Consider the following 9522-nt stretch of genomic DNA (forward strand, 5'->3'; position numbering starts at 1 on the left):
GGTACTTGGAGTCTAGGGGCTGTTTACAATTTAGAGGGCCTATGTGCCGCGAGTTGTTCGCAGCATCCAAAAATCTAGTGCAAAGAACCGATATTTTGTTCATCAAGAGTCCTAACTGAATCCCGCGAACAAGTCGTGGGCCGTCGAAAACCTAAATAGGGTAACAGTCCTTGGTATTTCGCATTGATTTTTAGTGAATAGTCTACAAATCTGGTATTAATTTATTCTTTTTTTGTTGATAACTGGAGGAAGGAAGTATGAGTCAACAGTTGCAACTTGCTGCAATGAATCTGCCCGTTGGTAGTCTTGATTCCTATATCCATCGGGTAAATCAAATTCCTATGCTCACCCAGGAAGAAGAGATTGCTTGCGCCGAGCGTTTTCATTCTGAAGGTGATATTGAGGCGGCCAGACGCTTGGTTCTTGCTCATTTACGTTATGTTGTTCGTGTGGCCAGAGGTTATTTAGGCTATGGTTTACCTTTAAATGATTTAATTCAGGAAGGTAATGTGGGCTTGATGAAAGCAGTAAAACGCTTTGACCCTAAAATGGGCGTTCGTCTTGTCTCTTTTGCTGTTCATTGGATTAAAGCAGAAATTCATGAATTTGTTTTGCGTAATTGGCGAATTGTGAAAATTGCTACCACTAAAGCCCAACGTAAATTATTTTTTAATTTGCGCCAAATGAAAAATCGTTTGGGTTGGTTTAGTAATGAGGAAGTAGACGCTGTCGCTAAAGATTTGGGTGTAAGCCGTGAAGACGTCTTGGTTATGGAACAGCGTTTAAATGCCCTGGATTCACCTTATGATGCTCCTGATATTGATGACCATGAGGATGCGTTTAAAGCTCCGGAACGCTATTTGTTTAACACTAATGATGATCCTGCCTTGGTTCTGGAGAAAGAGGATACTGGTGATCAAGGGCGTGAAAAACTAATGTTTGCTATGGAACAGCTCGATGAGCGCAGCCAGGATATTTTACAGCAGCGTTGGTTAGCCGAAGAGAAATTAACTCTTCATGATCTGGCAGAAAAGTATGGCGTGTCTGCTGAACGAGTAAGACAACTTGAAAAGAACGCTATGAAAAAAATACGCCAGTACATGGAAGGTTAATTTTCTAAAAACTCACAGACCAGTTTTTCTACTCGATTATCCATTAAAACGCTAACATGATCCGCTTCTGGTAATAAGGATAGGTTGGCGTTTTTATATTCCTTGCAAAAAACAATTGATTCTTTAGGATCAATAGTGCTGTCTTGTTCTCCATGAATACATAAAAAAGGTGTATCCGGTGTCTGGCTAATAAAGTGGCGTAAACGAATCAGATTCAGGTCTATTTCTGCTTGTTGACGAATCAACTGACGTAGTTGTAAATAACCATGCCCACTCAATTTAAAACGTCTGGCTATGCTATTAACTGGACTGCGCATGTGGGTGGGCGAAGCGATTAATACCGCACGCTCAGGTTTATTGTTTAATTGCCATTCAGGAAGTTGACCTGCTAAATTCAGAGTATTTAATAACATCGAACCGCCGAAGGAGTGTCCTATAACGCCATAGAATGGGCCATGCTGATTGATGATTTCTTTTAAAATAGTAACGGCATCTGGCCAGGGAAGTTGTAGGCCTTTCGATTCTCCATGTGCTGGGAAATCCAGAGCATAAACATCATAACCTTGTTGATGAAGGGACTTGATCAACTTAACCATATAAGCAGCCCGTGATATCCATCCGTGAGTAATAAGAACCTTTTTAGCATTAGTATGATGTGGTGGAATAAAGCGATGTAACACATGATGGCGCGGGGTATCATGATGAATGACCTCGCTGCGTTTGGCCTCCATAAACTCACAAGCCATTTTGGCAAAGTCACGGTATTTTTTTTCTATTGGCAGATGAATCGGAGTAATAAAAAACTGATAGCACAATTGAGCGTGTAATAGATCTCGCAGATAAGTGATTGAATCAGCCCTCATGATGATATTCCTTACAGTTTACTTTTAGTTTAGACCAAAATTTTTATTTTAAGCCAAATTTAAAGACTAAATTATAGCGATGATTTTAATGTTCCGATTTTATGTTTTCTTTGATAACCCTTTTCAGGGAAAAGTAGTGCCACGTCGGTAAAATTCAGCGAGTTGCGTCTGCATTTGGAGATCTGTCACGCTGGAGAAGATGGTTCTTCAGGGCTTAGTGGGAGGTTACTTTTAAGTGGATTCGATGATGAGATTCAGGTTAAATTACTGGACATTTGAAATGATTAACCTAGACTAGTTTTAATAGTTAATAACAGGGATTTTTTATGCATACATCAAATTATATTTACCACGATGGCAAACAGGAATTACACGGCTTTTTAGCTTATGAGGATACGATTAATAAACCTCGTCCTGCTGTTATCGTGGCCCATGATTGGAGCGGGCGAAATGAGTTTGCCTGTGAAAAAGCACAGTTGCTTGCAGAGATGGGATATGTGGGTTTTGCTTTAGATATGTTTGGTGAAGGGCGTGTTGGAACCACTATTGATGAAAAACAGGCGCTTATAGAGCCTTTGGTTCATGATCGCGAGAAGTTACAAATTAGAATTAATGCCGCTTTTGATGCCCTGATTACCAGGCCTGAGGTAGATAAAAATCGGGTTGCAGTGATTGGTTTTTGTTTTGGTGGGCTGTGCGCACTGGATTTGGCTCGTTCAGGAGCAGACATTAAAGGAGCCGTCAGTTTTCATGGATTGTTAGGTAAACCGGAGCACCTTCAGCCTAAAAAAATTAAGGCTAAAGTTCTGGTTTTGCATGGTTATGATGATCCTATGGTTAAACCTGATCTGGTTAATGTATTTTGTCAGGAAATGACGGAGGCCGAGGTGGATTGGCAAGTGCATATGTATGGAAACGTGCAGCACGGATTTACTAATCCACTGGCTCATGATGCTGATTTAGGAATATTTTATAATAAGATTGCAGCGCAACGCTCTTGGTTAGCGATGACCCATTTTTTACAAGAGATTTTTTAAGGGATTCAATGTTTAAAAAAATTCTCGTTGCCAATCGTGGTGAAATCGCCTTGCGTATCGTTCGCGCTTGCAAGGAAATGGGTATTGCTCCTGTTGCTATTCATAGTGAGGCGGATCAATTTTCCCTTCATGTGAAAAGAGCATCACACTCTCATTGTTTGAGTAAAAAACCGCTTGAGGCATATCTTAATGGGCAACGAATAATAGAGTGCGCTCGGGCAACCGGATGTGAGGCCATTCATCCTGGCTATGGATTTCTATCTGAAAATGCCGAATTTGCTGTAGCCTGTGAAAGAGCCGGTATTGTATTTATTGGCCCATCATCCTCAGTGATCACGACTATGGGGTCGAAAATTGCAGCACGAGAAGCTGCGCGTAAAGCAGGAATTCCTACCATTCCCGGAAGTGACGGTAATTTGGATACGGCAGAAGATGCTGTGGCTTGTGCTGAAACCCTGGGCTATCCGGTGATGCTCAAAGCCACTTTTGGTGGCGGTGGGCGAGGGATAAGATTGTGTCACGATGCAGGCCAAGTCAGGCAACAATTTGATCGTGTCCAATCGGAGGCTCAGAAGTCTTTTGGGGATGCTCATGTCTATATGGAGCGGTTTATTACTAACCCACGCCACATAGAGGTTCAAATTCTAGGCGATCATTTCGGCAGCATACTCCATCTTTTTGAGCGTGATTGCTCCGTTCAACGACGCCATCAAAAATTAGTTGAAATTGCCCCATCCCCATGTCTGGATAATGGCATTCGCGAGCAGCTTTATGCTTATGCCGTAAAGGTCGCCAAGGAAGTAGGATATACTAATGCTGGCACAGTTGAGTTTATATTGGATGAACAAAATCGTCCGTATTTTATGGAGATGAATACGAGATTACAAGTTGAGCACCCGGTAACAGAGCAAATCACTGGGATTGATATTGTACAACAGCAAATACGAATCGCAGCTGGTGAACGTCTTGCCATGACTCAGGAGCAAATTACGCGTAATGGCTATGCCATTGAATTTCGTATTAATGCTGAAGATCCACAAAATGATTTTTTACCCAGTTTTGGCCGGATTACACGCTATTATGCCCCTGGAGGACCTGGAGTCCGCACCGATAGTGCAATTTATACTGGTTATAATATTCCCCCTGATTATGATTCTTTATGTGCGAAATTAACCGTTTGGGCTCTGGATTGGCCTTCTGTATTACGCCGAGCACGTCGTGCCTTGGATGAAATGCGTATGTTCGGGGTTAAGACCACCATTCCTTATTATTTGGAAATGATTCAATCAGAAGAATTCCAGCAGGGTTTTTTCACTACGGGGTTGGTTGATGCTCATCCAGAATGGTTGAAATACTCCAATAAGTCGTTACCACAACATAAAGCCGCCGTTATTGCCGCGGCAATAACAATGTACCACCAAAAAGTAAAATAATTGCCAGAACTTGGCAAAAAAGTTGAATAGAACGACGCCAAGTATTAATATGTCAACCATACCGTTGTTTGAAAGGTAGAGCTTCATTACATTCAATGAAAATTTATTGGATGCAATGACGTTCGCCTTTCTTCTTCTTGTATAAATCTCTTACTAGTATCGCTGAGTACGCTATAATTAATTATGCGCTTTAGTCTATTTCTTTAAAAAATGTGCATTAAATCAATTTATTATGGAAGGGCAGTGGATAGGTGTAGGAGTAAACTAATATGGATGCTTTAACCGGTAAAAATTCTATGCAACTTCATCATTTTTTTGAAGAATCAGTCAAAAATTATCCAAGCAATATAGCATTAGTGTGTGATAATGCTTTTGTTTCTTATCAAGAGTTAGAAAATCGTTCTAATCAATTAGCGCATTATTTACATCAGCAAAATATAACCAAAGGGAGTATCGTTGGTATTCTTTTGGAGCGCTCCATCGAATGTTACGTTGCTATTTTGGCAGTATTAAAAATAGGTGCTGCTTACGTGCCTATAGAAACAGACTACCCTGATGAACGCATCAATTATATCCTTGCTGATTTAGCTTTTAGCGCAGTTTTGACCTCATCTTATCAATTAAAACAAAAAAACCTGACATGGCCAACCGTTTTTGTTTTAGATGAAATTAGTGAAACGATTTCAACTCAGTCTACCAGCCGGGTAAGTACATCCCAAAGTGAACAAGACCATGATAATTTGTGTTACATTATTTACACTTCGGGTTCAACAGGTAAGCCCAAAGGTGTGGAGATAACCCATAGAAGTATATGTCATTACGTGACAGTGGCGAGTACTCTTTATGAAATGAGTGAACAAGACAGGGTCTATCAAGGGTTTTCTTTGGCCTTCGACGCCTCTTTAGAAGAATTATGGATGGCTTTTGCCAATGGAGCTGCACTTATTGCATGCACTGCAAAAGAAGTACGTTCAGGTCTCGGGCTCATTTCATTTTTAAAACATCATCAAGTCACTGTTTATTCAACCGTGCCTACTTTACTGTCTACTTTAGAAGGCCCCTTGCCTGATTTGCGATTGTTGATTTTAGGGGGCGAGACCTGCCCGTCCAGTCTGGTCAAACGTTGGAGTAGATCTGGCCTTAGAATTATGAATACCTACGGACCTACTGAAGCAACGGTGATTGCTACCTACTCAGAGTGTGAGCCGGGTAAAGAAATCACCATAGGAAAACCTTTAGCGGGTTATGAAGTATTCATAATGGATGAACAATTACAGGAAGTAAAAAATGGAGAAGAGGGGGAGCTATGCATTGCTGGCCCCGCGCTGGCTCGTGGTTATGTCAACAGACCCGAAAGCACTTCCGAAAAATTTGTATGGAATCCGGCGAATAACTCTCAGCGTTTATATAGAACTGGCGATTTGGCTCTAAAAGATGCTAATGGTGATCTACATTTCGCTGGTCGCGTAGACGATCAAATTAAGTTACGCGGATTTCGTATTGAATTAAACGAAATAGAAGCAATAATAATGGAGTATTCAGGAATTACTCAGGCAGTAGTTTCTTTGCAATCCCTAGATCAGCCCATACTCGTTGCCTATTTACTTTTAGAGCAAAACGATACATTCAATCTGGATGAGTTTAGAGCTTATCTAAGAGCCAATTTACCTGATTACATGATTCCCGCGATTGTGGAAATTTTAACGTCGTTTCCGCTTTTATCCAGCGGCAAAGTCAATAGAAAGGAATTGCCTAAACCCACCCAAGTTAAACCTCAAAAGGCATATCAAGCACCTGTCACCGAATTAGAACAGGAAATTACTCTCGTTTGGGAAAAAGTATTGGGTTTTGGCCCTATTTCCACTGATGCTGATTTTTTCTATGATTTAGGCGGACACTCTTTACTTGCTGCTAAAGTTATTTCCAATTTACGTCAAATTCCCAAATTAAAAAATATATCCATTTTGGATTTATATAAAAATCCAGCGATTGCCCAGATTGCCGAAAAATTTAGCAATTCAAATGCGGATGCTCAGCAAGAAAAAGAAGATTCGGTCAAAGAAAAATATAGAGCACCACAGTGGAAATATACCTTATGTGGGATTGCGCAATTGTTTGGGGTTTTGTTGCAGTATGCATTAGGCACATGGCAATTAATTGCGGTTTTTTTACTTTATACGTTGAATGCGTCTGAATCTTCATTCATTTCAAGAGAGTCACAGCTAAGCTTTCTGGCTATGTTTTTGTTTCTTCCTATTATTGCCATGTTTATTCCCATTGGCCTTAAATGGATACTATTAGGGCGAGTAAAACCGGGGCAATATCCTCTGTGGGGATGGTTTTATTTTCGCTGGTGGTTAGTCCATCAATTGTTACGCGGGTTATTTTTAAATAAATATTTAGCCGGCACCCCACTGATTGCCTTATATTATCGTCTCTTGGGGGCAAAAATTGGAAAAAATTCCCATATAGGAACGATGATGGTTTTTACCCATGATTTGTTGACTGTAGGTGACAATTGCTCCGTTGGTACTGAGGCAAAACTGCATGGCTATAAAGTTGAGGATGGTTGGCTGAAAATTGGTTCTATAAATTTAGGGGATAACTCATACATTGGATCGCGCACGGTAATTGGCCTAAACACCCAGATTGAAAATAATGCCATATTAGAAGATATGTCCATGTTGCCTGATAATAATCTCATTCCCCAAGGCTCCTATTTTGCCGGATCTCCAGCTGTAAATTGTAATCTTCCTGCTGATCACGTAACCCGACAAAAAATAAAAATAGAAGAGTCTTCCCTGCTGGAAAATACCACCTTTGGCATCTTGCATTATCTGGGCATGGTATTTTTGATGGTGATGGTGAGTTTATGTTATTTACCAGGGATCTCTCTGATTAATTATTTCTATGATAATACTAGTTATTTAATAACCATATTTTTTGCAGCTCCCGTTGCCGCTATTCTTTGTTTGCTTCTTCATTATCTGGGTGTTTTTGTCTGCAAAAAGTTAATTATGGATCGGGTCAAACCAGGGCAGTATCCAATAAGGAGTTTTTATTATCTCCGGTTCTGGATTATCACTAAAATGTTGGATACCGAGGCCATATCGGTAATGGCTGACTCTCTGTATTTGCCCATGTTTTGGCGTTTACTTGGGGCAAAATTTGGCAAGAAAGTAGAAATTGGCGAAACCACTCAGTTTATTCCTGAGTTGGTGACCGTTGATGAAGGCGGTTTTATTGCCAGCGATGTTGCCATAGCGTGGCCCGCTGTACATCATAATTCAATTACTTTTGCCCCTGTATCTATAGGTAAAAAAGCATTTCTGGGTAATACGAGTTTCTTGCCAGGAGGCAAATCGATTGGTGATGGAGGATTATTAGGTTCTCTTTCTATTACTCCAGAGGGTAACAAAGCCGCCGATGCAAATACGGCCTGGCTGGGGTCTCCTGCTGTTTTTTTACCAAAACGCGAATTATTTGTTGGGTATTCAGAGCAAGAAACTTTCAATCCATCCAAGAAACTCTACTGCGCTAGATTAGCAATAGAATTTGTAAGGATTCTGATACCGACTGCATTTTCATTAATACTTTTGTTTAATTTATTTTATGTGATGGACTTCATGTTAAGTAAGTTTTCATGGTTAATCACGGCTCTTGTTTTACCGGTGGCTGAGCTTTTTATTATTTGTGGGCTGGTCGGGGTGCTGGTGGCTCTGAAATGGCTGATGTTAGGTCGGTTAAAGCCATTAACAAAACCTATATGGGATGTTTTTATTTGGAAAAATGATATTGTTGAATTTTCATATGCTTGTTTTATGGTGGTCTATTTAGTTGGAATTACTGCAGGAACCCCTTTTGCCCTATGGCTTCATCGATTATTGGGTACTAAGGTTGGAAAACGAGTTTTTTCAGATACTTCCCTATTTTCCGAATTTGATTTAATCAGTATCGGTGACGATGTATGTCTTAATTCTGACGCCACATTACAAACCCATCTTTATGAAGACCGAATATTTAAAGTCTCCAATGTAACGATTAGTTCAGGATGCAATGTAGGGGTGGCATCTATCGTTCTTTATAATACGTTGATGGAGGAGAACGCAACGCTAGGAAGTCTTTCATTACTAATGAAAGGCGAGCGTCTTCCTTCTAATACCGAATGGGCAGGCATTCCCGCTCAATCCACCTCAGTAACAAATAATCTCCACCCAACACAGCAATCGGTCACTGCTGCTGTCGGCTCCGAAGAAGTCGTACCTGAGTTTTTATAAAGTCAAATGTAGCCCGTATTAGCGAAGCATACTACGGGCTGCATCATGTTAAGACTTGGGGGAAAATGGATTAAATCTCAGTCACTGCTAAGATTCTTGTTTTAAATCAGACTGGATGTGAGATAAGAGGATTTCCATTCGTTGCTCCACCGGAATTGCTGGTAGCTCTATCAGTTGATAGTCAAGCTTAATATAAGCGTCATAGATCAGCTCTCCTATCTTTTTTGCACTTAAATTATCTTCAACGCGAACGGCATCGTATTCTATAGGCAATTGATGACAGTAAAAAATTTTTTTATACCTTGTCTGATGAAAAACTTGGGTCACTCGAGCGGAGTCTAAATTATAATAATGAAAATAACCCAGGCTGTCTGCTGTTCCTCTATCGAAAAAAATTAATTGGTCTGACTTCAGATGTCTTTCTCGTTTAAGGGCGAAGGCAAGAATTGCGCGCTGTAATTGATGAGTGTCTCGGCGTATATCAGCTAAAGTATGATTATTTGCTAATAATTTCTCAATATATTCTCTGGCAACCTCCGGGGCAATGGAATAACCTGCTGCTGCTAATTGGTTTATTAAAGTCGTTTTCCCTGAAGAGGGGCCCCCTGTAATTACATACCAATTGGTTTGAATCATATTCATCCTGAATAAAGTGATCAGTTAACGGTGCTATTGATTGAGGCAAGTCATCCTGAGCGACGCGAAGGACCTCCCAAATGTGGCTCATGCCTATTTCAGGAGATTCCTCGTCGCAAGCTCCTCGGGATGACGGAAAGCCGCTTAAGTCAATGGCAGTGCCC

6 protein-coding genes are annotated in these 9522 nt (G+C 40.6%); 4 read left to right on the plus strand and 2 right to left on the minus strand.

Features of this window, described 5'->3' with window-relative positions; translation table 11 throughout:
- The first annotated feature begins 257 nt into the window (after positions 1-257).
- Entirely contained in the window at positions 258-1112 is an 855-nt protein-coding gene (gene rpoH / locus LOX96_RS14030) for an RNA polymerase sigma factor RpoH (protein WP_250423147.1), read from the plus strand.
- On the opposite strand, the gene LOX96_RS14035 is transcribed toward rpoH, so the two are convergent.
- Complete coding sequence (locus LOX96_RS14035; RefSeq protein WP_250423148.1) at positions 1109-1975, minus strand: alpha/beta hydrolase; 867 nt, start codon at positions 1973-1975, stop codon at positions 1109-1111. The genes rpoH and LOX96_RS14035 overlap by 4 nt on opposite strands.
- 326 nt (positions 1976-2301) lie before the next feature.
- Here LOX96_RS14035 and LOX96_RS14040 point away from each other — a divergent pair, with 326 nt between their 5' ends.
- The 3 genes from LOX96_RS14040 to LOX96_RS14050 all read left to right on the plus strand — a co-directional run bounded on the left by LOX96_RS14040 (position 2302) and on the right by LOX96_RS14050 (position 8722).
- Positions 2302-3012, plus strand: a complete 711-nt coding sequence (locus LOX96_RS14040) for a dienelactone hydrolase family protein (protein WP_250423149.1) — start codon at positions 2302-2304, stop codon at positions 3010-3012.
- Between the two features lie 8 nt (positions 3013-3020).
- A complete protein-coding gene (locus LOX96_RS14045) occupies positions 3021-4445 on the plus strand; it encodes an acetyl-CoA carboxylase biotin carboxylase subunit (RefSeq protein ID WP_250423150.1) in 1425 nt (474 codons plus the stop codon).
- 269 nt (positions 4446-4714) lie between these two features.
- Positions 4715-8722 carry a Pls/PosA family non-ribosomal peptide synthetase gene (locus LOX96_RS14050; RefSeq protein WP_250423151.1) on the plus strand — a complete coding sequence of 1336 codons (4008 nt, stop codon included), beginning with the start codon at positions 4715-4717 and terminating at the stop codon, positions 8720-8722.
- An 87-nt stretch (positions 8723-8809) separates the two neighbouring features.
- Here the strand turns inward: LOX96_RS14050 and LOX96_RS14055 are convergent, their stop codons facing one another.
- Entirely contained in the window at positions 8810-9358 is a 549-nt protein-coding gene (locus tag LOX96_RS14055; RefSeq protein ID WP_250423152.1) for an AAA family ATPase, read from the minus strand.
- Between the last annotated feature and the right edge of the window lie 164 nt (positions 9359-9522).

It is taken from the genome of Legionella maioricensis, from assembly GCF_023618015.1.
In the GTDB taxonomy this organism is placed as follows: Bacteria; Pseudomonadota; Gammaproteobacteria; order Legionellales; family Legionellaceae; genus Legionella; species Legionella maioricensis.